At 62.2% G+C, this 24317-nt stretch carries 27 protein-coding genes; 17 read left to right on the top strand and 10 right to left on the bottom strand.

What is annotated here, in order from left to right:
- Positions 1-148: 148 nt before the first annotated feature.
- Both pobA and ACM530_RS02195 read left to right on the top strand, forming a co-directional pair.
- On the top strand, positions 149-1342 hold the full coding sequence (gene pobA / locus ACM530_RS02200) for a 4-hydroxybenzoate 3-monooxygenase (protein ID WP_416364177.1): 1194 nt from the start codon (positions 149-151) through the stop codon (positions 1340-1342).
- Between the two features lie 66 nt (positions 1343-1408).
- Positions 1409-2926: an MDR family MFS transporter gene (locus ACM530_RS02195; protein ID WP_416364176.1), complete on the top strand. Its 1518-nt coding sequence runs from the start codon at positions 1409-1411 to the stop codon at positions 2924-2926.
- A gap of 132 nt (positions 2927-3058) precedes the next feature.
- Here the strand turns inward: ACM530_RS02195 and ACM530_RS02190 are convergent, their stop codons facing one another.
- On the bottom strand, positions 3059-3895 hold the full coding sequence (locus tag ACM530_RS02190) for a cache domain-containing protein (protein WP_416364175.1): 837 nt from the start codon (positions 3893-3895) through the stop codon (positions 3059-3061).
- A 51-nt stretch (positions 3896-3946) separates the two neighbouring features.
- Positions 3947-4720 (bottom strand): transporter substrate-binding domain-containing protein, encoded by a 774-nt coding sequence (locus ACM530_RS02185; protein WP_145162973.1) that lies wholly within the window; start codon positions 4718-4720, stop codon positions 3947-3949.
- A 402-nt stretch (positions 4721-5122) separates the two neighbouring features.
- Here ACM530_RS02185 and ACM530_RS02180 point away from each other — a divergent pair, with 402 nt between their 5' ends.
- The 5 genes from ACM530_RS02180 (at position 5123) to ACM530_RS02160 (ending at position 9895) form a co-directional block, all read left to right on the top strand.
- Positions 5123-6493, top strand: coding sequence for a glutamine synthetase family protein (locus tag ACM530_RS02180; RefSeq protein ID WP_416364174.1), 1371 nt, complete (start codon positions 5123-5125; stop codon positions 6491-6493).
- A gap of 216 nt (positions 6494-6709) precedes the next feature.
- Positions 6710-7309, top strand: a complete 600-nt coding sequence (locus ACM530_RS02175) for a class I SAM-dependent methyltransferase (protein WP_242194006.1) — start codon at positions 6710-6712, stop codon at positions 7307-7309.
- A gap of 122 nt (positions 7310-7431) precedes the next feature.
- Positions 7432-8565: a ribonuclease D gene (gene rnd / locus ACM530_RS02170; protein ID WP_262206361.1), complete on the top strand. Its 1134-nt coding sequence runs from the start codon at positions 7432-7434 to the stop codon at positions 8563-8565.
- Complete coding sequence (locus ACM530_RS02165) at positions 8562-8855, top strand: YcgL domain-containing protein (protein ID WP_056857316.1); 294 nt, start codon at positions 8562-8564, stop codon at positions 8853-8855. Before rnd ends, ACM530_RS02165 begins: the two co-directional genes overlap by 4 nt.
- A 107-nt stretch (positions 8856-8962) precedes the next feature.
- Complete coding sequence (locus ACM530_RS02160; protein ID WP_242194002.1) at positions 8963-9895, top strand: D-2-hydroxyacid dehydrogenase; 933 nt, start codon at positions 8963-8965, stop codon at positions 9893-9895.
- 45 nt (positions 9896-9940) lie between these two features.
- Here ACM530_RS02160 and ACM530_RS02155 read toward each other — a convergent pair whose 3' ends face one another.
- Positions 9941-10525 carry a nitroreductase family protein gene (locus tag ACM530_RS02155; protein WP_242194000.1) on the bottom strand — a complete coding sequence of 195 codons (585 nt, stop codon included), beginning with the start codon at positions 10523-10525 and terminating at the stop codon, positions 9941-9943.
- Between the two features lie 153 nt (positions 10526-10678).
- Between ACM530_RS02155 and ACM530_RS02150 the strand changes: the two genes are divergently transcribed.
- Positions 10679-11128, top strand: coding sequence for a YcgN family cysteine cluster protein (locus ACM530_RS02150; RefSeq protein ID WP_106576966.1), 450 nt, complete (start codon positions 10679-10681; stop codon positions 11126-11128).
- 13 nt (positions 11129-11141) lie between these two features.
- On the top strand, positions 11142-12362 hold the full coding sequence (locus tag ACM530_RS02145; RefSeq protein WP_416364173.1) for a hypothetical protein: 1221 nt from the start codon (positions 11142-11144) through the stop codon (positions 12360-12362).
- A 144-nt stretch (positions 12363-12506) separates the two neighbouring features.
- Here the strand turns inward: ACM530_RS02145 and ACM530_RS02140 are convergent, their stop codons facing one another.
- The 3 genes from ACM530_RS02140 to ACM530_RS02130 all read right to left on the bottom strand — a co-directional run bounded on the left by ACM530_RS02140 (position 12507) and on the right by ACM530_RS02130 (position 13928).
- Entirely contained in the window at positions 12507-12857 is a 351-nt protein-coding gene (locus tag ACM530_RS02140; protein WP_145162989.1) for a DUF2892 domain-containing protein, read from the bottom strand.
- Positions 12858-12924: 67 nt separating this feature from the next.
- Positions 12925-13392, bottom strand: coding sequence for an RNA methyltransferase (locus tag ACM530_RS02135; RefSeq protein ID WP_003189607.1), 468 nt, complete (start codon positions 13390-13392; stop codon positions 12925-12927).
- Positions 13393-13553: 161 nt separating this feature from the next.
- Entirely contained in the window at positions 13554-13928 is a 375-nt protein-coding gene (locus tag ACM530_RS02130) for a YajD family HNH nuclease (protein ID WP_003210675.1), read from the bottom strand.
- A 151-nt stretch (positions 13929-14079) separates the two neighbouring features.
- On the opposite strand from ACM530_RS02130, the gene ACM530_RS02125 reads away from it, so the two are divergent.
- The gene (locus ACM530_RS02125) at positions 14080-15000 is read left to right on the top strand and encodes a ParB/Srx family N-terminal domain-containing protein (protein WP_416364172.1); all 921 of its coding nucleotides are present in this window, start codon (positions 14080-14082) and stop codon (positions 14998-15000) included.
- A 132-nt stretch (positions 15001-15132) separates the two neighbouring features.
- Here ACM530_RS02125 and ACM530_RS02120 read toward each other — a convergent pair whose 3' ends face one another.
- The gene (locus ACM530_RS02120; RefSeq protein ID WP_058411058.1) at positions 15133-15819 is read right to left on the bottom strand and encodes a spermidine synthase; all 687 of its coding nucleotides are present in this window, start codon (positions 15817-15819) and stop codon (positions 15133-15135) included.
- 78 nt (positions 15820-15897) lie between these two features.
- Here ACM530_RS02120 and ACM530_RS02115 point away from each other — a divergent pair, with 78 nt between their 5' ends.
- On the top strand, positions 15898-16182 hold the full coding sequence (locus tag ACM530_RS02115) for a hypothetical protein (RefSeq protein WP_106576962.1): 285 nt from the start codon (positions 15898-15900) through the stop codon (positions 16180-16182).
- On the opposite strand, the gene ACM530_RS02110 is transcribed toward ACM530_RS02115, so the two are convergent.
- Positions 16179-16652, bottom strand: coding sequence for a cyclic nucleotide-binding domain-containing protein (locus ACM530_RS02110; RefSeq protein WP_404487364.1), 474 nt, complete (start codon positions 16650-16652; stop codon positions 16179-16181). The two genes, ACM530_RS02115 and ACM530_RS02110, sit on opposite strands and share 4 nt — an antisense overlap.
- 70 nt (positions 16653-16722) lie before the next feature.
- On the bottom strand, positions 16723-18777 hold the full coding sequence (locus tag ACM530_RS02105) for a S9 family peptidase (protein ID WP_416364171.1): 2055 nt from the start codon (positions 18775-18777) through the stop codon (positions 16723-16725).
- 21 nt (positions 18778-18798) lie between these two features.
- Between ACM530_RS02105 and ACM530_RS02100 the strand changes: the two genes are divergently transcribed.
- Genes ACM530_RS02100 through ACM530_RS02090 form a run of 3 tightly spaced genes read left to right on the top strand, consistent with a single transcriptional unit; the run spans position 18799 to position 20696 of the window.
- On the top strand, positions 18799-19335 hold the full coding sequence (locus ACM530_RS02100) for an MFS transporter (protein WP_262206374.1): 537 nt from the start codon (positions 18799-18801) through the stop codon (positions 19333-19335).
- Positions 19336-19365: 30 nt separating this feature from the next.
- Positions 19366-20142 carry a class II glutamine amidotransferase gene (locus tag ACM530_RS02095; RefSeq protein ID WP_094951183.1) on the top strand — a complete coding sequence of 259 codons (777 nt, stop codon included), beginning with the start codon at positions 19366-19368 and terminating at the stop codon, positions 20140-20142.
- A gap of 11 nt (positions 20143-20153) precedes the next feature.
- Complete coding sequence (locus ACM530_RS02090; RefSeq protein ID WP_145163001.1) at positions 20154-20696, top strand: DUF2937 family protein; 543 nt, start codon at positions 20154-20156, stop codon at positions 20694-20696.
- Positions 20697-20805: 109 nt separating this feature from the next.
- Here ACM530_RS02090 and ACM530_RS02085 read toward each other — a convergent pair whose 3' ends face one another.
- Complete coding sequence (locus tag ACM530_RS02085) at positions 20806-21726, bottom strand: LysR family transcriptional regulator (RefSeq protein ID WP_404487366.1); 921 nt, start codon at positions 21724-21726, stop codon at positions 20806-20808.
- A 189-nt stretch (positions 21727-21915) separates the two neighbouring features.
- Between ACM530_RS02085 and ACM530_RS02080 the strand changes: the two genes are divergently transcribed.
- The 3 genes from ACM530_RS02080 to ACM530_RS02070 are packed head-to-tail and all read left to right on the top strand — an operon-like array spanning position 21916 to position 24268.
- On the top strand, positions 21916-22656 hold the full coding sequence (locus ACM530_RS02080; RefSeq protein WP_416364170.1) for a 5-oxoprolinase subunit PxpA: 741 nt from the start codon (positions 21916-21918) through the stop codon (positions 22654-22656).
- Positions 22653-23357, top strand: a complete 705-nt coding sequence (pxpB, locus tag ACM530_RS02075) for a 5-oxoprolinase subunit PxpB (RefSeq protein WP_416364169.1) — start codon at positions 22653-22655, stop codon at positions 23355-23357. Before ACM530_RS02080 ends, pxpB begins: the two co-directional genes overlap by 4 nt.
- Positions 23354-24268 (top strand): biotin-dependent carboxyltransferase family protein, encoded by a 915-nt coding sequence (locus ACM530_RS02070; protein ID WP_416364168.1) that lies wholly within the window; start codon positions 23354-23356, stop codon positions 24266-24268. Before pxpB ends, ACM530_RS02070 begins: the two co-directional genes overlap by 4 nt.
- Positions 24269-24317 lie beyond the last annotated feature (49 nt).

Here is a 24317-nt window from a genome sequence, read left to right as displayed (position 1 = left end):
GTAATCGCCCCGATTGGCAAAAAGCGCAGGCTTTGTCTCAGTTTTCACCTTCTTATGGCGGTCACTCAAGTGAAAAATGTCAGCAACAAGATCAATGACAACTCTTTCACCTCATCCGTTCGGGTGAGCCTTGCGGACCCTAAAAATAATGAAAACGCTGAAAACCCAAGTCGCCATTATCGGCGCCGGTCCCTCCGGACTGTTGCTCGGTCAACTGCTGCACAACGCGGGTATCCAGACCCTGGTGCTAGAGCGCCAGCGGGCCGATTACGTGCAAGGCCGCATCCGTGCCGGGGTGCTGGAGCAAGGCATGGTCGACCTGCTGCGCGAAGCCGGTGTCAGCCAGCGCATGGACGCCGAAGGCCTGGTGCATGACGGTTTCGAGCTGGCGCTCAATGGCCAGCTCAGCCATATCGACCTCAAGGGCTTGACCGGTGGCCGGTCGGTGATGATCTACGGCCAGACCGAAGTGACCCGCGACCTGATGCAAGCGCGTGAAGCCGCCGGCGCCCTCACGCTGTACGAAGCGCACAACGTGCAGCCCCATGACCTTAAAAGTGATCGACCGTGGCTGACCTTCGAGCATCAGGGCGAAGCCTTTCGTGTGGAGTGCGACTACATTGCCGGCTGTGATGGTTTCCATGGCGTGGCGCGCCAATCCATTCCGGCTGATTCGTTAAAGGTTTTCGAGCGCGTCTACCCCTTTGGTTGGCTGGGCGTCCTTGCCGACACGCCACCGGTGCATGCCGAACTGGTCTACGCCAAGCACCCGCGCGGCTTTGCGCTGTGCAGCATGCGTTCGCCGACCCGCAGCCGTTATTACCTGCAAGTGCCGGCTGAAACGGCGCTGGATGAATGGTCGGATGAGCGTTTCTGGGAGGAGCTGAAAACCCGCCTGCCCAGCGCCCTGGCCACACAGTTGGTGACCGGGCCGTCGATCGAAAAAAGCATCGCGCCGCTGCGCAGCTTTGTGGTGGAACCGATGCAATACGGGCGCCTGTTCCTGCTCGGGGATGCGGCGCATATCGTGCCGCCGACCGGGGCCAAGGGGTTGAACCTGGCGGCCAGTGACGTGAATACGCTGTTTCGCATCCTGCTCAAGGTGTATCGCGAGGGGCGCGTGGACTTATTGCCGCAGTACTCGGCAATCTGCCTGCGCCGGGTGTGGAAGGCCGAGCGGTTTTCATGGTGGATGACCTCCATGCTGCACCAGTTTGCGGACGCGGATGGCTTCAGCCAGCGCATCGCCGAGAGTGAGCTGGCGTATTTCGTCGATTCGCAGGCCGGGCGCACAACCATTGCAGAAAATTACGTCGGGCTTGCTTACGAAGCTATCGAGTAGCCTGCTATCGTACCGAGCATTCCCGCGGGCCCTTTCTGCCCGTGGGCCTTGCTCGAAGGTTCTGCCGTGACCAACCTCAACCAGCCCACCCAACCCGTTCCCGCCGTGCGCAGTGTGCTTGCCGCCTTGATGATGGCGATCTTCCTCGGCGCACTGGACCAGACCATCGTCGCCGTGTCCATGCCGGCCATCTCCGCGCAGTTCCATGACGTCAACCTGCTGGCCTGGGTGATCTCCGGCTACATGGTGGCGATGACGGTGGCGGTGCCGATTTACGGCAAGCTCGGTGACTTGTACGGGCGTCGCCCGATGATGCTGATCGGCATGGGCGTGTTCACGCTGGCGTCGCTGTTTTGCGCCATGGCGCAAAACATGGAGCAACTGGTGCTGGCGCGCATTCTGCAGGGCATCGGCGCCGGCGGGATGATTTCGGTGAGCCAGGCGATCATTGGTGACATCATTCCACCGCGTGAGCGCGGGCGTTATCAGGGTTATTTCAGCAGCATGTACGCGGTGGCCAGCGTGGCCGGGCCGGTGCTGGGCGGGTACATGACCGAGTATCTGTCCTGGCGTTGGGTGTTTCTGATCAACCTGCCGCTGGGCGCCGGCGCCTGGTATGTGGCGCATCGCACCCTGGTCGGGTTGCCGGTGCCGCAGCGCAAGCCGATCATCGATTATGTCGGCACCTTGCTGATGATCATCGGCCTCACGGCCTTGCTGCTGGGCATCACCGAGATCGGCCAGGGCCATCATTGGCGCGACCAGCAAGTGCTCGGGCTGCTGGTGTGTGCGGGCGTGGCGCTCACGGTGTTTGTCTGGCATGAACGCCGCGCGCGCGAGCCTTTGCTGCCGATGCACCTGTTTGCCAATCGCAGCGCCGTGTTGTGCTGGTGCACGATTTTTTTCACCAGTTTTCAGGCGATTTCCCTGACGGTGTTGATGCCGCTGCGGTATCAGACGGTGACCGGTTCGGGGGCGGACAGCGCCGCGCTGCACCTGCTGCCGCTGGCCTTCGGCCTGCCGGTGGGGGCTTATTTTGCCGGGCGCATGACCTCGGTGACCGGGCGCTATAAGCCAATGATTCTGAGCGGCGCGTTGCTGAGCCCGTTCGCGATTCTGGGCATGGCCTACAGTGCGCCGCAGGCGGTCGGGATGACGGCGATGTTCATGTTGCTGTGTGGGATTGCGGCGGGGATGCAGTTCCCGACGTCGCTGGTGGGGACGCAGAATTCGGTCGAGCAGCGCGATATTGGCGTGGCGACCAGCACCACCAACCTTTTCCGTTCCCTGGGCGGGGCCGTAGGCGTGGCCTGCATGTCGGCCTTGTTGCTGGCGCTGTTGCAGGATTCGAGCTTTGCGCATTTGGCCAGCGGCGCGCTGGTGGCCGAAGGCAGTTCCGGCAACGTCTTGCTGGACGGCTTGAACGCCGCGCCCGGCCCGGCGCAGGATGCGCTGCGCGGGGAGTTGGCGGTGACGTTCCGGCATTTGCTGATGGTGAGTGCGGCGGTGTCGTTGCTGGGGTTGGCGGCCGCGATTGCGATGCCTAACCGAGTGCTGCGTGGGCGTGAAGACAAGGCAAAGTAATTGACCCGATGAAGATCAAAGCGTGGGAGCTGGCTTGCCTGCGAAGGCGGTGTATCAGTGCCGGCTATGCAAACTGACCCACCGCTTTCGCAGGCAAGCCAGCTCCCACAGTGGATTGCATTTCAATGCTGATCAGGGGCTGTAGTACCCAACCGCCACCATGAAGTGCCCGGCCTTGCGCACATACGCGTGTTTGTTCTCGACCCTGTCGGTCACCGGGTTTTTCCAGCGGTACTTGTACTCACCCTGATCCTGCTCGGCCATCAGCTTCAAAATCGGCTCGCCCACCGGCTTGCCGTCCGGGTCCCTGATCTTGGCGAAGTCGGTGTCCACCAGCCGCAGGTTGGTGCCGTGGGCCACATAGCGCCCGGTATTCAGGTCGACCACGAACACATACAGGTCATCCTGCAGGAAGTCGCCCTGCAACGAATTGATCGCCCTGAGCGTGCCGGCTTCATCCTTGACCAGTGCTTTCACCGCCTTGTCGCGCAAACCGCGAGCCTGCTCTGGCGTGGCGCGTGGCAGGTAATAGCCGACGGCCAGAATCCGCTCGCCGATGCGCTGATAAAACACATGTTTGTGCTCAACCTTGCCGTCGTTCCAGTTCTGCCAGCGATAATCGGCCTGCTGGATGCCTTGGCCTTCGGGCACCGCCAGCGCTTGTTTGAACGAGGCTTGCAAGTCAGGCCCGAGCAACTCGGACACATCGCGGCCGATCAAGGCCGAGGAGGGCCCGCCACTGGCCAGCAACACGCCCTGGGTGTCGACCACAAACACATAACGGTCATGGTCGACAAACTCCCCTTGGCGACTGAACGCGGCAAACGCCTTGTCGCCATTGCTCTGGTAATAGGCCAAGGCCTTGGTCAGCAGCGCCTTGGCGGCCTGTGCGTCCTCCTCCTGAGTGGCCGCGTGCACCTGGCTGCAACACAACAGCAGCAGCCAGGTGATTCGGAGCAGTCCCTTCATTACTCATCCCTCGTTATTGTTTGATGTGAGCACAGCGTAGACGGCTGCGGCTCAGGGCGCCGCCAGCCATTGATTGACGATGGCGTCGTACGCCCCGGTGGCGACGCTCAAGTGCAACCACTGGTCGACATAGCTTTTCCACGCCACGTCATCGCGGGGCAGCAGGAAGGCCTTTTCGCTGTACTGCATCTGCTGCTGCGGGTTGACTGCGCACAGCCCGGGTTTGAGCTTTTGCTGGAAGCGCGCCTCGCTGGCGTCGGTGATCATCACGTCCGCCTTGCCCGCCAGCAACTCGTCGAAGATGGTCACGTTGTCGTGCAGGCGGATCTGCGCCTGGCCCAGGTGAGCGCGGGCAAACACTTCGTTGGTGCCGCCGGCCGGCTCGATCACCCGCACCTGCGGCTGGTTGATCTGCTCGACGCTCTGGTAGCGCTGCACATCGGCGCATCGCACCAGCGGGATTTTGCCGTCCACACCCAGCGCCTGGCTGAAGAAGGCCTTTTTCTGGCGCTCCAGCGACACCGAAATACCGCCCACGGCGATGTCACAGCGTTGAGCCAGGAAGTCCGGCATCAGGGTTTTCCAGGTGGTCGGCACCCACGTGATCGTCGCATTCAGGCTTTTGGCCAGCGACTCGGCCATGGCAATGTCGATGCCTTCATAACGGCCATCGGCGCGCAGCGACGTGTAAGGCTTGTAGTCGCCGGTGGTGCAGACGGTGAGCGTGCCGCGCTGCACCACCTCATCGAGGCGCGAGGGCGCGGCATCGGCCAGGGCGGTGGTTGCCAAACCCGCCAATACACACAGGGCCAGGGGAGCTTTCATGCGGTCGAGTCCTTGGGGCAAGATCGGGGCGGCCATTATTTCCAGGAGCGCGCCGAGGTAGCAAGCGGCGTGAATGTTTAGCCAAGCTGCAACCAAACTCCGTCAACCCTGAATTTAAACCCCCTGTGCAGGCGTGTGACGCTGCCGGGCATCTACCTCACTGTGAATCCCGCATGGACGGTTCCCCCGACACTCATCCCGCGACATTGCCTGGCGCTTTAGTGCCCAGCTGTACCGCGGTTGTCGAGGCCCTTCCTTCCGAACTGGCCTTCTGGGCCTTGTTCCACTGCCGACACGCACGCCCACCGGATACCGCTCTCCTACGTTGATCTTTCCCATAGACCCAGCGCCCCTGCGCGCGGTGCCTATGTTCCTGCCTGACGCAAACGTATGAGACTTGCCATGAGTGATTTCGCCTGCCTGCACGAAGCCCGATCTTTCCTTGAACAGCACCCGGACATCGAGATGTTCGAGCTGTTTATCCTCGACAACAACGGCGTGCCGCGCGGCAAATGGCTGCACCGCGATGAGCTGCTGGCGGTGTACGAAAGTGGCCGGCCGTTGCCCAGCACCATCCTCGGCCTGACGATTAATGGCGATGACGTGGAAAACTCCGGGCTGGTGTGGGAGGTCGGGGATATCGACTGCCGCGCCTACCCGATCAGCGCGAGCTTGCAGCGCATGCCGTGGCGCCTGATTCCCACGGCCGCCGTGCAAGTGAGCATGCACCCCACCGAGGGCATGCCCGCCACCGTGGCCGACCCGCGGCATTTGCTCGCCAAGGTCATCGACGGGCTGAAAGCCGACGGTTACTACCCGGTGATGGCGGCCGAGCTGGAGTTTTACCTGCTCGACCAGACACCCGACAGCAATGGCCGCCCACAACCGGCGCGGGATGTGGACGGCAATCGCCCGCGCTCGACCCAGGTGTACGGCCTGCGCGAGCTGGAGCAGATCGAGCCGTTCCTCGCCGACCTTTATAGCGCGTGCAAACTGCAAGGCATCCCGGCGCGCACGGCAATCTCCGAATACGCTCCGGGTCAGGTTGAAATCACCCTGGAACATCGCGCCGATGCCTTGCAGGCCATGGACGAAGCCGTGCGCTACAAGCGCCTGGTCAAGGGTGTGGCGCATAAACACGGGATGACCGCCTGCTTCATGGCCAAGCCGTTCGACGACCTGGCGGGCACCGGCATGCACATGCACGTCAGCCTCGCGGATGCCCACGGCAATAACCTGTTCGCCAGTGAGGCTGCCGACGGCACGCCGCTGCTGCGTCAGGCCGTGGGTGGCATGCTCAGCACCTTGCTCGATTCGTTGCTGATGTTCTGCCCCAACGCCAACTCCTATCGCCGCTTCCAGACCAACAGCTACGCACCGCTGGCCGCCACCTGGGGCGTGGACAACCGCACCGTGAGCCTGCGTGTGCCCGGCGGGCCGGCCAATTCCCGACACATCGAGCACCGCATCTGCGGCGCTGACGCCAACCCTTACCTGGCGGCCGCCGCAATCCTGGCGGGTATCCATCGCGGCATCCGCGAGCAACGCGATCCCGGCGCCCCGGTGGAAGGCAATGGCTATGCGCAAGCCAAACAATTGCTGCCCACCGACTGGCTCACCACCCTGCGTGCGCTTGAAGCGTCAAGCTGGGCGCGGGATGCGTTCGGCAGTGAGTTCCTGGGTGTGTACCTGGCGGTGAAGCGTGCCGAATATCGCCAGTTTATGGGCGAGGTAGGCGAGCAAGACTGGCGCTGGTATCTGCACCAGGCGTAATCCACTGTGGGAGCCCGGCTTGGCCGCGATAGCGGTGTGTCAGCCAGTGATGGGTTGCCTGACCCACCGCCATCGTAGCCTCGCTGAAGCTCGACAACGCCCACAATGGATCTTGGGTGTTTGGTGGCCGTGACGGCTTCGACCTTTTTTTCACGTTGCAGTGGGTAAGCTGCGGTTCAAGGTCGTTCACTACCGTTCCACACACATGAGCCCGTGATGCCGTCACAACCACCTTCCGCCATCGAAATTGAATTCACCGAGCGCTGTGACCGTGAGCATGCCAGGGTCTGCGGCGACACACGCCCGCCGCGCCTGCGCCAGCGCGTGGCGGCGTGGCGCGATGAGCGGTTGGTGCGCCAGGCATTGAAAGTGGCCGGCGAGCCGGGGCTGATCCTCGACCTGGCCTGTGGTTCCGGCCGGTTCTGGCCGGTGTTGGCAGAACACATCAACCGCGTGATTCTGGCCTCTGACAATTCCCAGGCCATGCTCGACCATGCGCGCACTCATCACCCGGCAGCACTGCTCAAGCGCGTCAAAACATTCCAGGGGTCGGCGTTTTCCATCGGCTTGTCGGCCAATGCGGTGGACTGCATTTTCTGCATGGAACTGTTTCGCCATGTACCCAGCAGTGAAGGGCGTTTGGCGCTGCTGCGCGAGTTCCATCGGGTCAGCCGCGACACGGTGATCGTTTCCGTGAACGCACACACACCTGTCGAGGGCGAGTTTCGCCAAGCCGGTTTCAAAATACTCAACCATCAGGAATTCCTGCCGGGCTCCAAGCTGTGGCGGGTTTACGTACTGCGTAAGAGAAGCTAACTCCCGTCCGTCGGACTATTCTTCCTCTCTTGTAGGAGTTTTCATGAAGGCGTGTGCACTGCGGATGCTCGCAAGCGTCTTTCGCGATATATACTGCGCGCCATTCTTCAAGGGAGAGCCGTGTGGCCATCGATATTCACTGGATCTGCGACAACGATAGCCTCGGCCAGCATTGCGCCGAATGGCAGCAGTTGCCATTCGTCGCCCTCGACACCGAATTCATGCGGGTCGATACCTTTTATCCCATTGCCGGGCTGATCCAGATCGGCGATGGCGTACGCGCTTACCTGATCGACCCTCTGACCATCGACAATTGGCAACCCTTGGCCGCCTTGCTGGAAAACCCGGCGGTGATCAAGGTGGTGCACGCCTGCAGCGAAGACCTGGAAGTGTTGCTGCGCCTGACCGGCAGCCTGCCGGTGCCGTTGTTCGACACCCAATTGGCGGCGGCTTACCTGAACCTCGGTTTCTCCATGGGCTATTCGCGCCTGGTGCAGGCCGTGCTGGATATCGATTTGCCCAAGGGCGAAACGCGCTCGGACTGGCTGCAGCGGCCGTTGTCCGAGACCCAAGTGAGCTACGCCGCCGAAGACGCGGTGCACTTGGCCGAGGTCTACATCCGCCTGCGTCCGCAGCTCTCAGACGACAAATACGCCTGGGTGCTGGAAGACGGCGCCGAGTTGGTCGCCAACCTGCGCCGCGAAGTCGACCCGTACGAGGTGTACCGCGACGCCAAGCTGGCGTGGAAGCTGTCCCGCGCCCAGCTCGCCGTGCTGCGCGAGTTGTGCGCCTGGCGCGAGCAGCAGGCCCGTGCCCGCGACCTGCCGCGCAACCGCATTATCCGCGAGCACTCGTTGTGGCCCCTGGCCAAATCCCAGCCGGACAACCTTGCCGCGCTGGGCAAAATCGAAGACATGCACCCGCGCACCGTACGTCAGGACGGCCAGTTTCTGCTGGACCTGATCAAGCGCGCCGGCAGCGTGCCCATGGACCAATGGCCGCCGGCGGTTGCCGAGCCGCTGCCGGTGGACGCCGCCACGCTGATCAAGCATCTGCGGGCCTTGGGCCAGGCCGAAGCCGAACGCCTGGACATGGCGCCGGAACTGATGCTGCGCAAGAAAACCCTCGAAGCCCTGGTCAAAAGTGGCTACCCCGATGGGCCTTATAAATTGCCAGACTCGCTGCGTGGCTGGCGCCGCGAGTTGATGGGCCAGGCGCTGCTCGACAGCCTGGCCACTGCCGGAGAACAGCCTTGAAACGTATTTGCTCCATCTACCGCAGCTTGAAAAAAGACGGGATGTACCTCTACGTGCTCAAAAGCGACGCGTTGGAGCGTGTGCCCGAACCGTTGATGGCGGCCTTCGGCAAGGCCCATCTTGCCTTCGAGATGATTCTGACGCCGGAGCGCAAGCTGTCCCGCGAGGACATCACCGTGGTCCTGGAAAACCTCGACAAGCAGGGCTACCACCTGCAAATGCCACCGGCCGAGGATGAGTACATCGAACACTTGCCCGAAGAGCTGCTGCGCCGCAACGACCCGATGTGATCGGTCAGTGCCCGAACCCGGGCACCTTCTTCAATGCAAACGTATTCGTTGGCGGTGGCCGTAAGGATGCGGGCGGCCGTCTGCAGTGTTTTTGAAAGGTTTGAACCATGCGTGTTCTGATTGCTGAACAGGATTACCCGCTCTACGCCAAGCTGCTGAGCGAAGCGGCACCGGACCTTGAGGTGCTGACCAGCGGCGACTCGGCTGAACTGTCGCGCCTGGCCGCCGATTGCCCGGTATGGCTTGGCCAGCCGGATCTGCTTGCCACCCTGTTGCGCCAGGGCCACCAGCCGCAATGGCTGCAATCGACTTGGGCGGGCATCACGCCGCTGCTGGCCGATGGCTTGCCACGCGACTATCGCCTGACCCGTGCGGTGGGCATTTTTGGCCAGGTCATGGCCGAGTTTGTGCTCACCTACATGCTCGGCCACGAGCGCGAAGTGCTCGCGCGGCTGGTCAGCCAGGTTGAGCGCAAGTGGGACAACCGCATGGGCCAGAGCCTGGCCGGGCGCAAGGTGTTGATCGTCGGCACCGGCGATATCGGCCAGAGCGTTGCCGATTTTCTGCTGCCGTTTGGCGTCAAGCTCTACGGCATCGCCAGCACCGCGCGTGAGCAGGCGCCGTTTATCGAAGTGGCCGGGCTGGATCAACTGGGCCGCCTGGTGGGCGAGGTGGACTACGTGATCAACCTGCTGCCCAACACGCCAAACACGCATGATTTGTACGATGCGGCGTTGTTCAAGCAATTCAAACCGACCGGCTTGTTTATCAACGTTGGTCGCGGCGTGGCCGTGGTTGATGCCGACCTTGTCGAGGCGCTGAAAGAAGGGCACCTGGCCGGCGCGGTGATCGACGTGTGCCGCCAGGAACCGCTGCCGCAACGCCATCCGTTCTGGACCGCGTGGGGGCTGCTGCTGACCGGGCACAGCTCGGCGCCAACCTCGCCGGGCATGATGGTGGAGTTGTTTGTGCAGAACCTGCGGGCGTATCAAGCCAAGCAAGCGTTACGCGCAGAAGTGAGCTTCGAACGCGGTTACTGATGTGGCAGCGGGCAAGCCCGCTCCCACAGGGGATATCAGCAAGGCTTACAGGCTGAAGTCGCCTTCGGACACCAGCTCGCTCAACGGCTTGCGTGGGCTTGGCGCTTCACGGCCCTGCAGGTACTCCGGCAGGCTCGACTTGTCGCCCAGCTTGCCCACGGCCACCGCCGCGTGCAGCGCGTAGCCTTCAGGAATCTTCAGTTCTTTGCGGGTCAGTTCCTGATCGAAACCGGCCATGCCGTGGGTGTGCCAGCCGCTCAGGCTGGCTTGCAACGCCAGGTGGCCCCAGGCCGAACCGGTGTCGAAGGTGTGCCACAGCGCCGGGGTTTCTTCGCTGGCGCCGGGGGCGGTGAAGTCGGTTTTTGACGCGATGATCACCAAGGCTGACGCATGCTGCGCCCAGGTACGGTTGAATTCATTCAGCAGGCCCAGGAAGCGTTCCCAATCCGGCGTGTCACGGCGCGCGTAGAGAAAACGCCAAGGTTGCGAGTTGTAGGCCGATGGCGCCCAACGCGCGGCCTCGAAAAAGCTCAGCAGGGTGTCTTTCGGGATGCTCTCGCCGGTAAAGGCGCGAGGCGACCAGCGTTCGGTAAATTGGGTGTGGATCGGGTAGTCGGCAACGCGTGTCATGGGCAGTTCCTGAGGTGCGATTCGGCGTTCAAAGCTACTGCGCGCCCACTGCACTGACAAGTGTTGTTACACCGCCAGTCGCAAGCGCTTGGCCCCAGAGGCCTTGGGCACTAGACTGGCGGCCTTTTCACCGACCGATACTGATGTAGAGCCATGGCCGCTAAAGTCGAACCTTTCTGGATACGCAAAACCCTTGAACACCTCGACCAGGAGGAGTGGGAGTCGTTGTGCGACGGCTGTGGCCTGTGCTGCCTGCAAAAGCTTGAGGACGAGGAGGACAACAGCGTTTATTACACGCGCATTGCCTGCAAACTGCTCGACCTGAACACCTGCCAGTGCACCGATTACCCCAACCGCCGCGCTTCGGTGCCCGACTGCATCCAGCTCACGCCGGGCCAGGCCGACCAGTTCAAGTGGTTGCCGCCAACCTGCGGCTATCGCCTGGTCAGCGAGCGCAAGGACCTGCCGCTGTGGCACCACCTGGTCTGCGGCGACCGCGATGCAGTGCACCACGAACGCATTTCCCAGTCCGGTCGCATGCTCGCCGAAGGCAGCGTGCCCGAAGACGACTGGGAGGATTACCTGATCTTCCGCGCAGGCTGAAAAAGGAGTGTGTATGACGGTGGCAACCAAGCTGGCGGCCTCTTTTGTGTTGCTGGCGCTGAGCCTGCCCGCGTGGTGCGCGAAGAAAGTCGACCTCGACTATCACGTCAAACTGCTGCCCCAGAGTGATCAAGCCGAGGTGCGTGTGAGCCTGTCCCAAGGCTCGGCGGTGCGCAGCCTGAACTTCGACCTGGGCCGCGACGGTGATTACAGCGACTTCAAGGCCGATGGCCAGTGGACGGTCACCGGCAACCGCGGCCTGTGGCAACCCAGCGCCGACAAGGCCAGCCTGAGCTACCGGGTACGCCTGACCCACGCGCGCAAACCTGGCGTGTATGAAGCGCGGATGACGCCGAGTTGGGCGTTGTTCCGAGGCGAAGACCTGGTGCCGGCTGCACGGCTCGACCAGCAGGACGGCGTCGAGCTGGTCTCGCGCCTGGCGTTCGAGTTGCCGGCAGGCTGGAAAAGCGTCGAAACCGCCTGGCCGCGCATCGGCAAGTACAAATTCCGCATCGACAACGTTTCCCGCCTGTTCGATCGGCCTACTGGCTGGATGCTCGCCGGCACCCTCGGCAGCCGTCGTGTGCGCCTGGGCGAAACCGAGGTCACCGTAGCCTCGCCCAAGGGCCAGGCCATGCGCCGCATGGACGTGCTGACGCTGCTGACCTTCGTCTGGCCTCAAGTGGAGGCCGCGTTTCCGCGTCACCCGGCCAAGCTGCTGGTGGTGGGCGCCAGCGACCCGATGCGCCGTGGCGTGTTCGCGTCGCGCGACTCGGTCTACCTCAACAGCCGCACCCCGCTGGTCAGCGAGAACGGCAGCAGCGCGTTGATCCGTGAGGTGGTGCAGGCGATCGGGCGCTTCAATGATCACGACACCAGTGACTGGATCAGCGAAGGGCTTGGCGAGTATTACGCCATCGAGCTGCTACGCCGCGCGGGCGGGATCACCGATGAGCGGTATGCCGCGATTCAGGCGCGCTTGAGCAAAGAGAGCAAGGACGTGACCACGTTGCGTGGCGAGCACGTCAACGGCGCGACCGTCGCGCGGGCGGTGGTGGTGTTGCAGGAGCTGGACCGCGAGATTCGCGTGAAGACCCACAACAAGCGCTCGCTGGATGACCTTGCGCAGGCGGTGATGCGCGCGAACAGCATTACGACGGCGGAGTTTGTGCAGTTGGCCGACAGTGTGATCGGCGAGTCGTCGGTGGTGTTGGATAGCAAATTATTGCGCTGAGCTTAGGCCATACACAAAGCCAAAATGTGGGAGCGGGCTTGCTCGCGAATACGGTGTGTCAGCCAAATACTTGGCGACTGATTCACCGCTTTCGCGGGCAAGCCCGCTCCCACAATTAGCTCTCCAATAGGTTGGAGAGGGGCGTCAGCCGGTGGTTTTGGTGGCTTTTTCGGCCGCCACTTCGGCTTTAGTCTTCAGGTTTTTCAGCTCTTCGCCCGCGCGCTCGATTTTGGTACGCACGCTGTTCATTTCCTGGCGGCCCTGTTCCAGCTTGTCTTTGAGCGAGCTGCGCCCGGTCACGCCGCGCACCAGCGCCACGCCACCAATCGCCACCTGGATGAGCCCGAAGATCCCGCCACGGCGCAGGCCTTTGCCAACCATCATCACGCCACCGGCCACCGAGCCAATGCGCTCCCAGCCGTGCACGTTTTGAGGCGGTTGGGTTTCAAGCGGCGTGTGTTCGATGATAGGTCGCAGGATTTTGCTGTCGCTCATGATCTGTCTCCAACAAGGCAAGTGATATGTAGCTGACTGCTTGCAGGCGCCGGATGTTCCCAAAAAATCAGTACTTGGGGCCCGAGCGGGTGTTGTTGCCCTTGGCCAGGCGATCGTAGAGCACCACGTTGACAGTGGCGGCGAGGTTCATGCAGCCGGTGGTCGGGATGTACACCACGTCTTCACACCAGTCGCGAATCTCCTTGTCCAGCGACCCGTCTTCGGGGCCGAAGATGTACAACGCGCGATCAGGATGGGTGTATTCGGGCAGCGGGCGGGCGCCTTCGACCAGCTCCACGGCGACCGGGATGCAACCCAGCGGCAGGATTTTTTTCAGGTCGTCGATGCCGATCAGCGGAATGTCGTGATGGACCTTCTTGGTGTCGGTGATGAAATCCCGGGCGCGCTCGTAACGCACGCCGGTGTAGAACACCGAGGCCACGCCGTAGCAGCCGGCGGCGCGCATCACCGAACCGACGTTTTCGGGGGATTTGGGGTTATACAGACCGATGCAGCTGTAGCGTTTATTGCCCACGGGGAAGGGTGCCTTGGAGAAAAACGGCGATTATACGGCTTGGGCTGTTGGGTTGCTTGGGCGATCGCTATCGCGGGCAAGCCCGGCTCCCACAGGGGAATGCGTTCCACATGTGGGAGCGGGCTTGCCCGCGAAGAGGCCATAACAGGCAACGACGAACCTCAGTCGTCTTTTTTCATCAACCCGGCCAACGCCGCAAACGGGTTGTGCGTGGCCTTGGCAATCGTCGGGCTGCTGGTGGAGCCTTCGCCGAAGTACTGCTGGTCGGTGTAGCGCGAGTGCTCGTTGTCGTGGCAATACAGGCACAGCAACTCCCAGTTGGAACCGTCCTGGGGGTTGTCATCATGGTTGTGATTGCGATGGTGCACGGTCAGTTCGCTCAAGCGCTTGCCGGCAAATTCACGCGCGCAGCGGCCACACACGTGCGGGTACATCTTCAAGGCTTTGTCGCGATAGCCCATTTCCCGGTCACGCTGGGCATCGGCGAGGATGCGGTCCAGCTTGGCGGTGTGGGAGGGCGGGTTGGTCGAGCTCATCATGGCTCCTGGCTATTTGGGGGTTCACGGATAAGGTTGATTCTAGCCGCTTGCGGGGTAAATGACTGCTGGCTTTTTCAGCTGCGGTACAGCCTTGCAGTGGCAATCGTTTGTAGTATCGGCTCATTTCATTCTCAAGGATCTGACACCAATGCGTTTATACACATGGACCGCAGCACTGCTACTCAGCGTCCTGGCGGCCCAAGCCCAGGCATTCTCCACGCCCAAGCCTGGCCAGATCATCGAGGTGGCCCTTGAACAATTGCACCCGACACAGGCCGTCGTGGGCTTTGACCAGATTTACTACAGCCTGGGCCTGTTTGCCGACAAGCCGGCCAAGGTCTTCGACGAATACTGCGAAACCAACGGCCAGGGCGCGGCCGACAAGGTGCCCAAAAAGGCCGACCTGCACCAACCCGCCAGCTTCAGTTGCAAGGACCCGGTGGGCACGCATCCCGATGACATGAAAACCGTCGTGGTCGGCCCTGGTGGCCAGTTGTACCTGACCGACGGTCACCACAGCTTCACCACCTTGTGGGAAGTCCAAGGCGGCGGCCCGCAGCTGAACATGTGGGTCAAGGTGACCGATGATTTCAGCAACAGCCCCGACATGGCCACCTTCTGGCAGCGTATGCAAGCAGCGCGCAAGGTCTGGCTCAAGGGCGATCACGGCCAACCGCTGTCACCGCAGCAATTGCCGGCGCACCTGGGCTTCAAGAACCTGCAGGACGACACCTTCCGCAGCCTGGTGTATTTCACCCGCAAGGCCGCCTACGGCAAGCCGGACGATGGCGCCGTCGCGCCGGAATTCCTGGAGTTTTACTGGGGCAATTGGCTGCGCACGCAGATCGACCTGAGTACTTTCAACCTGAACAAGAAGGGCGGTTACAAGGACGCGATTGAAGCCGTCGCCCAGCGCATGGTCAGCCTGGCGCCGGGTTCACAGGTAGGCGATAGCGGCTTCACGGCCCATCAGTTGGGCGGCATGACCTCGTTGGATCAAGCCGAGTTGAAGAAGACTGTCGAGAAAAAAGTGCCGTATGTGATCGATTACCGCAAATCCCGAAGTTAACCCCGATCAAAAATGTGGGAGCTGGCTTGCTCGCGAAGGCGGTGGTTCAGTGACTGATGCAGTGACTGACACTCCGCTTTCGCGAGCAAGCCCGCTCCCACATTAGATTTGTGGTGTTTTGGGGGATGTTGCTCAGCCCTTGAGTTTTTCGGCGATCCAAATAGTGTGCCGGGTGCCTTTGTTGCCATGGGCAAACACCTGCACTTCCTCAGCCTTGAAACCCGCCTTGCGCAGTTTGTCGCTGAACAGCTTGTCGGCACTGGCCGACCACACGGCCAGTACGCCCTTGGGGCGCAGGGCTTTGGCGCAGGCAGCCAGGCCACCGGCCGAGTAGAGCCAGCTGTTGGCCTTTTGCGTAAGGCCTTCGGGGCCGTTGTCGACATCCAGCATGATCGCGTCAAAGCCTTGAGGCTCGGCCTGCAGCACCTTGGCCACGTCTTCCATGCGGATCACGGTGCGTGGGTCGAGCAGCGGGCGACCGGACTTTTCACCCAGGGGGCCACGGTTCCACTCCACGACGCCGGGCACCAGTTCGGCGACCACCACTTCGGCCGTCTTGCCCAGATGTTTGAGCGCCGACGCCAGGGTAAAGCCCATGCCCAGACCGCCGATCAACACCCGCGAACCCGGGCGCCCGGCGACTTTGCGGCAGGGAATTTCCGCCAGCGCGTCTTCGGAGCCGTGCATGCGCGTGTTCATCAGCTGGCCGCCGTCACCGCCCTGGATCTTGATGACAAAATCCTCGCCGTATTCGAACAGGCACAAGGCACCGCCGTTATCGGGGATGGGAGTGGTGTCGAGCAGAACGAAACGTTTCATTGAAATCTCATTGGGAAGGGCATTCTTGCGCGGTTGGGAGTAGCCTTACGACATTCCGGTCAGGCCATGGAGCCATCGATGAAGTGCAGCATTCTAACGGTCATTGTGCTTGGCGCGCTCACATTGGGTGCGGCCCAGGCTCAGGAGGTGCAAACCGTTCCGGTCGCACCCGCGCCAACGCCCGGTGCGCCGGGTACACCGACACCGACGTTGTACCCGCAAGTCACACCGCCTGTGGCGCCCAAAGCCACCGCCAACGGTTCACCCGCGCTGGTGCCGATTGTGTTGCCAACGCCGCCCAAGGACCAGAGCGTGCCTGGCCTGCTGCAAAATGACAGCAAGCCGAAGACGCCCGGCGGTTAAAACGGTTGCGAGAGCAATTGCCCGTCGGCCATGCGCAGGCGTTTGGACAAGGCGATCGCAATCGCGCGGATGATCTTGGCCGCGATCCTGGGCGCTTCGTTGAGCATTTTTTCCAGGGAATCCTTGCCCAGGTTCAGCAGCACGCAATCACTGGCCGCCAGGCAACTGGCAGAGCGCCGCTCGCCATCGAGCACCGCCATTTCGCCAAACGCCCGCCCACTGCGCAGGGTGGCGATGGTCAGGCGCTGGCCTTCATGGTTGGTTTTCTGCACGGCCACCTGGCCGCTGTGGATGATGCACATGAACGAGCCGGCATCGCCCTCAACGAAGATCACTTCACCCTGGGCAATGCTGCTGATGTTGAAGTAGCCGGCGGCGACGTGAAAATCTTCCGGCAGCAAAGGGTCGAACAGCCCGCAGTCCATGAGCATGTCGCGGATTTCATTGTTCAATAAAGTTGGTTGAGGCATAGCTGCAATCTTGGTCCATCAATCAAGTAGGCGGTCTGTGTGTTCAGACAGGACCGCCGTCCTAAGTTCCTTAAATCAAGCCCAGCGCCTTGAACACAAATGCGTATTCGAGCGCTACATCACGTAATCCCTGATAACGCCCGCTCATGCCACCATGGCCGGCGCCCAGTTCGGTCTTGAGCAGCAGCAGGTTGTCGTCCGTCTTGGTGTCGCGCAGCTTGGCCACCCACTTGGCCGCCTCCCAGTACTGCACGCGGCTGTCGTTGTAGCCGGCGATCACCAGCAGGGCCGGGTAGGCCTGGGCGCTGACGTTCTCGTACGGCGCGTAGGCCTTGATGCGCTCGTGCACCTCTGGTTCTTCAGGGTTGCCCCACTCGTCATATTCGGTGATGGTCAGCGGCAGCTCCGGGTCGAGCATGGTGTTGAGCACATCGACGAATGGCACTTCGGCAATCGCCGCCTGGAACAACTCCGGGCGTTGATTGAGCACCGCGCCGATCAACAGGCCGCCGGCACTGCCGCCGCTGATGGCCAGTTGTTTGGAGGTGGTCAGGCCCTCGGCGATCAGGTGCTCGGCGCAGGCGATAAAGTCGCTGAAGGTGTTCTGCTTGTGTGCCTGCTTGCCGTTGCGGTACCAGGCTTCACCCAGTTCGCCACCGCCGCGTACGTGCGCGATGGCAAACGCCACGCCACGGTCCAGCAGGCTCAGGCGCGCGTGCGAGAACCAGGGGTCGAGGCTGTGGCCGTAGGCGCCGTAGCCGTAGAGGTACAGCGGCACCGGTTTGCCCAGCTGGTCGCGTTTGACCACCAGGCTGATCGGCACCTGGGTGCCATCGGCAGACGTGGCCCACAGGCGTTGGCTGACGTAGTCATCGGCGTTGAACACGCCGAGTACCGGCGTTTCCTTGAGCACGACTTGCGCGCCGCTCGCCAATTCCAGCTGGCGCACCTGGGCCGGACGGTTCAGCGCTTCATAGCGCAGACGGATTTTGTCGCTCGGGAATTCCAGGCTGTTTTGCACATAAAGGCTGTAGGCGGCGTCGGGCAATTCGACGCGATAGGCCGGCACGTCCTGAGGGTGCACTTCGATCACCGGCAGGCCGCCGATACGCAGGCTCAAGGTCATCGCGCTGGCATTGAGGCTCACGCCGTCGAGCATCACCTCGTCGCTGTGCGGGATCAGGTTTTGCCATTGATCTTCGGTGGGCACGCTGCCGGTGTCGGCGGCGACGAACAGCGCGTAGTTGATACCGTCGCGGTTGCTGCGGATAAACCAGGTCCACTCGCCGTTGCGCTGGCCGTGGTCGACATCGTATTCGTGGTCTTCGACCCGTGGCGCCAGGCAAGTGAAGTCGAGGTGCGGCTGGTTGGCGTCCAGCGCCCAGATTTCACTGGTGGTCTTGCTGCCCAGGGCCAGCAGCAACTGACGTTCGGAACTGGAGCGGTAGCAATGCAGGAAGAAACGTCCGTCAGGCTCGTGGAATACTTCCTGCGCCGCCGTGCCATCCAGGCGGTAGCGATACAGTTTGTGTGGGCGATGGGTGTCGTCCAGTTCGCCGAAGAACAGGGTCAGGCTGTCATTGGCCCAGGTCATGCTGCCGTCGCAGTCCTGAAACTCCAGTTCGCTGACTTTGCCGTTAGCCAGTTCCTTCACGTACAGGGTGTAAATCTCTTCACCGCTGGTGTCCAGGCTGTAGGCCAGGCGCTGGTGGTCGGGGCTGATGCTGAACGCGCCCAGCGAGAAAAAGCCGCCGTTGGCGAGTACGTTGGGGTCGAGCAGCAATTCTTCGCTGCTGTCGTCCACTGTGTTGCTGTCATCTGCCGGGCGGCGGCAGCGGTAGTGGCGGGCGTATTCGTCACCAGCGGTGGTGCGCGTGTAATACAGGTAAGGGCCCCACGGCGAGGGCAGGGACAGGTCGGTTTCGAGAATGCGGCCCTTGATCTCGTCGAACAGGGTGTCGCGCAGCGCCTGCTGATCGGCGAGTTGCGCCTCCTGCCAGGCGTTTTCGGCTTTGAGGTAATCGAGGACTTCAGCCGTGTCACGCGCTTGCAGCCAGGCGTACGGGTCCTGGCCTTCGGCCTTGCGGGCAATCGGGGCGGCAGTGATGTGGGTCGATGAAGGCATGGATCGCTCTCTGTCTGGCGGATGGTGGCAGGCATTGCAGCCGAGACACGCAAAAGCCGTTATCATAGCCGCCTGTTTGCCTACCTTGCCATGGACACCATGACCGAGAACGACTATCTGACCGCTTGGGGCCTTTACGCCTTCGCCGCTTTGGGCTGCCTGTTGGTGTGGTGGCGCATGACCCGCTGGATCTGGCGCTGGCTGCGCGAGCCGCTGCAGTTGCTGATGGCGGTGCTGCTGTTCAGCCCGACCATCGTCGATCCGGTCAAGACCCAGTTCGCGCCGGCCGTGGCGATCACGGCCCTGGACCTGGTGCTGCATGTCGGCAATAACGCCTGGCGGGCTATTTCCGATCTGTTCATGTACACGATGATCGCGTTTGGCGTGTATATCGTGTTTGTGCTGATCCGCTGGCCCATCGAGCGCGCCGCCAACGCCCGGCGTGAGCGCAAGGCCGCTGTCGACGCCGCCCTGGCTGCCGAGACGGTTGACGAGGACGACGAGCCGTTCCATCGCCCGGCGCCTGCCAGCGGAATGCGCGTCGAACCGCGCCTTTAACGTTGTCCACCCTGCAGCGAGAGCCCTGGCATGTGTGAATTATTGGGCATGAGTGCCAACGTCCCCACCGACATCGTGTTCAGCTTTACCGGGCTGATGCAGCGGGGCGGGCGTACCGGCCCCCACCGCGACGGTTGGGGCATCGCGTTCTATGAAGGCCGTGGCCTGCGCCTGTTTCAGGACCCGGCCGCCAGCTGCGAGTCGGAAGTCGCGCTGCTGGTGCAGCGTTATCCGATCAAAAGTGAAGTGGTGATTGGCCATATCCGCCAGGCCAACGTGGGTAAGGTGAGCCTGGCCAATACCCACCCGTTTGTGCGCGAGCTGTGGGGCCGCAACTGGTGTTTTGCCCATAACGGCCAGCTGGCGGACTTCAACCCGCGTGCCACCTTCTACCGGCCGGTGGGCGATACCGACAGCGAAGCAGCGTTCTGCGACCTGCTCAACCGTGTGCGGGAAGCCTTCCCCGAGCCGGTAGAGATCGAACAAGTGCTGCCGGACCTGATTGCCGCCTGCGCCGAGTACCGCAGCAAAGGCGTGTTCAACTGCCTGCTCAGCGACGGTGACTGGCTGTTTTGCTACTGCTCGACCAAGCTGGCGCAGATTACCCGGCGCGCACCGTTTGGCCCGGCGCGCTTGAAAGATGTCGACGTGATCGTCGATTTTCAGGCCGAAACCACGCCAAATGATGTAGTCACCGTGATCGCCACCGAGCCGTTGACCGATAACGAAAACTGGACCCGCTACGAACCGGGCCAATGGAGCCTGTGGCGACGCGGTGAATGCGTCAGCCAGGGCATTACCGAGTAAGGATATCGACCATGCTGCTCAGTTATCTGCGGTTGGTGCTGTTTGCCATTGGCTTGTTGGTCGGTGTGCAGGTGCCGGGTTTCATCAACGACTACGCCAAGCGCGTCGAGGCCCACCTGATCGAGGCCCAGACCGGCCTCAGCGGGTTTGAAAGCACCGCACGGCAGTTCTTCAACGGTGATTTGCAGGCGTTGGTGGCGCATTACCGCGCCAGCGATGACCCGGTGTTCCAGAGCGACGCCAACAGCCTGGGCACCCTGCTTGATCGCCAGGTGGCGTTGGACAAGCAATTCCAGGCCATGCAAGGCCCGTGGTACATCCGCGCCCTGCAGGTGGCGGTGGCCGCGGACCCAGCGATTCGCCTGGAAACCTGGAATGGCTACAGCTATCAGATCCTGCTGACGCCGGAGGCGATGGGCTGGGGCCTGGGCGGGGCGATGCTGTTGTCGTTCGGCATTGAATGCCTGTTCCGCTTGATCGACTGGGTGGTGTTGGGCGGCAAGCGCCTGCGCCAGAGCCGGCCGATTGAAGAGCGAGACCTGAAGGGGCTCTAAAACTCAGCTTGGTCAACTGTGGGAGCTGGCTTGCCTGCGATAGCGGTGGGTCAGCTTGCCCATCTGCCACGGATACACCGCTATCGCAGGCAAGCCAGCTCCCACAGGTTTAATCCGGTTTCGTCAGTACCATATTCGCTTCGCCGACCTCTTCGGCATAGCGGGCCACCACCTTCTGGCACAGCCCGACAATCTCCTCAACCAGCTCAACACCCACCCGCCACGACACCACCACCTGCAAATTCGGCAGCTTCTGCACCATCGGCAGCATCACCAACTCCCCGCGCGCCAGTTCCTCGCTGACCAGCACCGGCGGCAGTGCGCCAATCCCGAAGCCATCGCGCAGCAGGCGGGTAATCGCCGACACCGAATTCACGCAGTTCATGCGCGGCGCGGCGACGCCGTTGGCCTGCATCAGGCTCAGCACGTCCTGGTGCGGGTGGGAGTTTTTCGAGTAGGTGATGATGCGCTCCTGGGCCAGTTCGGCGAGGGAGGCGTAGTCGCGGTTGTAGAGGGAATGGCTGGCGACGATCCAGGCCATCGGGTGGCTGGCCAGTTCCAGGCTGCGCACGGTTTCCAGGCGCAGCAGGTCGGTTTGCAGAATCAGGTCGAGAAAGCCTTTTTGCAGCTGATCGCTGAGGTTCAATGCGGTATCGGCGACCAATTCGATTTCCACCAACGGAAAGTGGTCCATCAATTCGGCCACCAAGGGGCTGAGCCAGGTGTGAATCACCGTGTCCATCGCGCCGATGCGAATCCGCCCGACCTTGCTGCTGGTGGTTTCCAGTGACTGCTTCAAGCCCTGCATGGTCACCATCATCTGCTCGGCGTAATCGAGCACCTTCAAGCCTTCCGGGGTCAGGCTCACGCCGCGTGAGTCGCGTAGAAACAGCTTCACACCCAACTCGCTCTCGAGCACGGCAATGCGGCTGGAAATCGAGGCCTGGGTAGTGAACAACTTCTCGGCGGTCAGGCGAAAGCTCTTGAGCTTGGCCACCCAGACGAAGGTTTCGAGGAACTTCAAATTCATGGGATCAACTTTTCTTATGCATGGATCGGTTTTTATTAGTTGGACGCCGCACCGGGCAAACGCCAAAAATCGAGCTATTCCACGATAAGCGTCGTTGGGGTGTGAGGACAAGTTGCCAGTTCTGTACGAAAAATCCCACACTACAAAAAATACAACGCCTGAAAAACAACGCCTGGAGGAGCACCCACCGTGAGCCGTCTGCTATTGAATTGCGACATCGGCGAAAGCTTTGGCAACTGGACCATGGGTCTGGACGCCGAGGTCATGCCGTTCATTGATTGTGCCAACGTGGCGTGTGGCTTTCATGCCGGTGACCCGAGCATCATGCGCAAGACCGTCAGCCTGGCCTTCAAGCACGGCGTGCAAGTGGGGGCGCACCCGGCGTATCAGGACCTGCAAGGTTTCGGTCGCCGCTCCATGGCCTACACACCGCAGGAAATCCAGGACCTGCTGCACTACCAGATCGGCGCCCTCGACGGCATCTGCCGTGCGCAAGGCGGGCGGGTCAGCTACGTCAAACCCCATGGCGCGATGTACAACGACATGATGGTCAACCCTGCGCAATTGCGCGCAGTGATCCAGGCCGTGGCCGCGTATGGCGACCTGCCGCTGATGCTGCTGGCCACCCGCGACAACAGCGCGGCCCAGGCCTTGGGCGATGAGTACGGGGTGACCTTGTGGTTCGAGGCTTTTGCCGACCGTGCCTACGACCACAAAGGGCATCTGGTCTCGCGCCAGTTGCCGGGCGCCGTGCACCATGACTCCGAAACCATCGTGCAGCAGGCCCTGACGATTTCCCGCGGCGACGCCCTGACCGCCAGCGATGGCAGCGCCTTGGTGTTGCAGGCCAACACCTTGTGTGTGCACGGCGACAACGCCAGTTCGGTGGCCGCCGTGAAGCGTATTCGCGAGGCGCTGAAGCCAGCATGAAGCCACGCATTGAAGTGGTGGCGATCGACTGCCTGATGGTGCGTCTGTTTGATGTGATTGCCGAAGCCAACATGCCGTGGATGCTTGCTGCCACTCAACGTCTGCGCGAAGGTTTTGGCCCAGCGTTGGTGGACCTGGTGCCGTCCTACACCACGCTGATGGTGCATTACGATCTCACCGCGTTGAGCCCGGCGCAGGCGAGGGAGTTGATCGGCCAGGCGCTGGCCGACCTGCAGCCTCAGGCCCAGGGCAGCGGCCAGTGTCACGTGTTGCCAGTGTGGTACGACCTGAGTGTCGGCCCGGAACTGAGCTTGCTCAGCCAGCGCAGCGGTCTGTCGGTTGAAGACGTGATCCGCCGCCACAGTGCCCATGAATACCAGGTGTTCGCCCTCGGCTTTGCCCCCGGTTTTGCGTTTATGGGGTTGGTGGACGAAATCCTCGCGACGCCGCGCCTGAATACCCCGCGAAAGCGCGTGGCGGCTGGCAGCGTCGGCATCGCCGAGCGGCAAACCGCCGCGTACCCGGTGGTCTCGCCCGGTGGCTGGAACCTGATCGGTCGCACCCCGGCCAAGCTGTTCGACCGCGAACGCGACGGTTACAGCCTGATGCAGCCCGGCGATACGGTGCGTTTCGAGGCGGTCGGTCACGCCGAATTTATCAACCTGGGTGGCGATGACACGCCGTTGGAGGCGCAGGCATGAGCCGCTTGTTGATCGAGGCCAGCACGCCGCTGTGCCTGTTGCAGGATGCCGGCCGCTTTGGCGTGCGGCATCTGGGCGTGACCCAGGGTGGCGCGCTGGACTGGGTGTCGATGTCCTGGGCCAATTGGCTGCTGGGCAACGCGCTGGATGCGCCAGTGGTGGAAATCACCTTGGGCGGGTTCACCGTGCAGGCCGAGGCGTATTGCTTGCTGGCATTGGCCGGCGCGGATCTGGGCGCGTACATCGATGAGCGTGCGATCAGCCCGGGACGCAGCTTTATCCTGCAAAAGGGTCAGCGTTTGCGCTTTACCCAGCCGTTCAATGGCGCGCGGGCCTACCTGGCGGCGCCAAGCGGCTTTGATGCGCCGCAGGTGCTGGGCAGTTGCGCCACGGTGGTGCGAGAGGAATTGGGCGGGCTTGACGGTTTCGGCAAGGCATTGGTCGAAGGCGGGCGGTTAATGTATTCCGGAACGGGCGGTGCGATGAAGGTGTTGAGTAGCGCGGATTTGCATCCCGCTGCGCCGCTGGACGTGATAGTCGGCGCACAAATCGGCCAATTCAGCGGCCAGAGTTTGTTCGATGCCTTCAACACCGAATGGGCGCTGGACAGCCGCGCCGACCGCATGGGCATGCGCCTGCTGGGCACGCCGTTGCAGTATCAGGGGCCGTCGTTGATCTCCGAAGGGATTCCGCTGGGAGCCATCCAGGTGCCGCCGGATGGGCAGCCGATTGTGTTGCTCAATGATCGGCAGACCATTGGCGGCTACCCGCGTTTAGGCGCGTTGACGCCCTTGGCGCTGGCGCGGCTGGCGCAGTGTTTGCCGGGAGAGAAGGTGCGCTTGGCGCCGGTGGTGCAGGAGACAGCGCATCGCCAGCATGTGGACTTTTTGCAGCGCTTCAGCGAAGGCTAACAATGTAGGAGGGGGCTTGCCCCCGATAGCGGTCTTTGAGTGCCACATG

The organism is Pseudomonas sp. NFX183 (assembly GCF_047943075.1).
GTDB lineage: Bacteria > Pseudomonadota > Gammaproteobacteria > Pseudomonadales > Pseudomonadaceae > Aquipseudomonas.
This window is presented reverse-complemented; position numbering and strand designations above follow the sequence as displayed.